This is a genomic window from Candidatus Cloacimonadota bacterium (assembly GCA_011372345.1).
Lineage (GTDB): Bacteria > Cloacimonadota > Cloacimonadia > Cloacimonadales > TCS61 > DRTC01.
The window spans coordinates 1-2,004 of sequence record DRTC01000168.1 but is presented as its reverse complement, the minus strand read 5'-3'; the positions used below and the strand labels follow the sequence as shown (position 1 = coordinate 2,004).

Here is a 2,004-nt window from a genome sequence, read left to right as displayed (position 1 = left end):
GTCTTTTACAATCAAATACTTTAATAATTCATGGAATTGCTCTAACAAAAAAAGAAATAAAAAAATGTGCTGAAACCGGTACCTCGATCTGCTGGTGTCCAAACTCGAATCTTTTTTTAATTGGAAAAACTCTCGAAGCAAGAACCTGTCTGGATTTTGGAGTAAACCTCATTTTAGGAACAGATTCAACCATGTCCGGAAACCTTAATTTGTTTTCCGAAATCAGAAAAGCTCATAAAATCTATCCTGAAATTCCTCTCAAAGAAATTTTCAAGATGATCACGACAAATGCTCAAAAAGCTCTATATTTACCAACCTCTTACGGAAAACTGGAAGAAAGCAGTACCAACCTGCTGCTGATGAACAAAAAAAAGGAAGATCCTTTTGAAAATCTCCTGCTAGTAGATACTTCCGATATTGCTCTCCTTGTTCATGAAGGAGTTCCCATTTTTGGAGATATTGAATATTTCGAGGATTTTACTGTTGATACTTCCTCATATTATTTTTTTAAGATCGGTCATTCCGGAAAATTTGTGATCGGTCACCCGGAAGCTGTAACGAAGAAGATCGATTCCATTCTCGGATATCATAAAAGATTCCCTTATTTACCTTTTTAATATTAGACATTTAAATGTAAACATTGTATGTTAAACCTTTCTGAAATTTTTTTCAGCATCCAGGGAGAATCATCTTTCACTGGATTCCCCTGTATTTTTATTCGTCTTTCCGGATGTAATCTGCGATGCAAATATTGCGACACGGTTTATAGTTACGAAACGAAGTTTACTCTTTCAGTAAACGATATTCTAAAAAAAATCGAAAAATACAATCCCATAAAACTGGTTGAAATAACAGGCGGAGAACCACTTCTCCAAAACGAAGTCTATAAACTTTTCCATATTCTGAAAGATAACGATTATAAAATCCTCCTTGAAACAAACGGTTCAATCAATTTGAAGAATGTTCCTGAAGATGTAATCAAAATCGTGGATGTAAAATGTCCTTCCAGCGGTTATGAAAAGAGTTTTTTAAAGGAAAATCTTAATTATATCGATGCTGAAAAAGATGAATTAAAGTATGTTATAAGCAATAGAGAAGATTATTTATATGCTCTGGATTTTATCCGGGAAAATGATCTTCAAAACTATAAAAATATTTTTTCTCCGGTCTTATCGGAACTTTCCCCTGAAACATTAGCAGAATGGTTATTGGTTGATAAAAGTAATTATAGAATGCAGCTGCAACTGCATAAATATATTTGGGGAAGAAATACAAAGGGCGTTTAATAACATAACTTTGTAAATTGATTAAAAATATTTAGAGATAGGAAAAAGGGAAAAACAGAGATGAAATATCAAATCCCAAAACACAAATTTCAAATAAATAGCAATGAAGAAAATTGCAAATTCAAAAACAACTCTAAGCATAAGCAGGTTTGCTGTTTCTAATTTTGTATCTGGAATTTATTTGTCTTTTGGGATTTGTTGTTTGTGATCTTAATATTGACGCTATAAAATATCATTTATTTTCGCTTAAATAATAGGAGTAATTATGGATTTAAAAGAATTAAGTACTGCAAATTTTGATGAAGAAATAAAAGAAGGAATAACTTTAGTTGATTTCTGGGCTCCCTGGTGCGGACCTTGCCGTTTGATCACGCCTTCCATCGAAGCATTGGCTGAAGAAATGCCGGATGTTTCTTTTACCAAACTGAATGTCGATAAGAGCCGGCAAATCGCCATAAAATATAATGTAATGAGTATTCCAACCATTATTATTTTCAAAGATGGAGAAGTGAAAGATACAACAATCGGTGTTATTCCGAAAGATGCTATTAAAAGTAAGATTGAAGCAGTAATGTAGTATTTCAAAACTTGCCGAATTTTTGAAATTTGGCAAGTTTTATTTTTTTTATCCAATTAATAATTTTCCCGCTCTTCTGAAGTTCATTCAAATAACTTTCAAAATCGATTTGTTTTGATGAATCGATTGAAACAAAAAACT

At 32.2% G+C, this 2,004-nt stretch carries 3 protein-coding genes; all 3 read left to right on the top strand.

Annotation, left to right across the window (positions count from 1 at the left end):
- The coding region (locus ENL20_03265; GenBank protein HHE37576.1) for a chlorohydrolase at positions 1-617 on the top strand (617 nt) is incomplete at its 5' end.
- A 27-nt stretch (positions 618-644) separates the two neighbouring features.
- The gene (locus ENL20_03260) at positions 645-1,286 is read left to right on the top strand and encodes a radical SAM protein (protein ID HHE37575.1); all 642 of its coding nucleotides are present in this window, start codon (positions 645-647) and stop codon (positions 1,284-1,286) included.
- Positions 1,287-1,551: 265 nt separating this feature from the next.
- Positions 1,552-1,863 (top strand): thioredoxin, encoded by a 312-nt coding sequence (gene trxA, locus ENL20_03255; protein HHE37574.1) that lies wholly within the window; start codon positions 1,552-1,554, stop codon positions 1,861-1,863.
- The last annotated feature ends 141 nt before the right edge of the window (positions 1,864-2,004 follow it).

Excerpts from the sequence above, each read along its gene's own strand:
- ENL20_03260 (HHE37575.1), top strand. The coding sequence starts at position 645 with ATGTTAAACCTTTCTGAAATTTTTTTCAGCATCCAGGGAGAATCATCT.
- trxA (HHE37574.1), top strand. The coding sequence starts at position 1,552 with ATGGATTTAAAAGAATTAAGTACTGCAAATTTTGATGAAGAAATAAAA.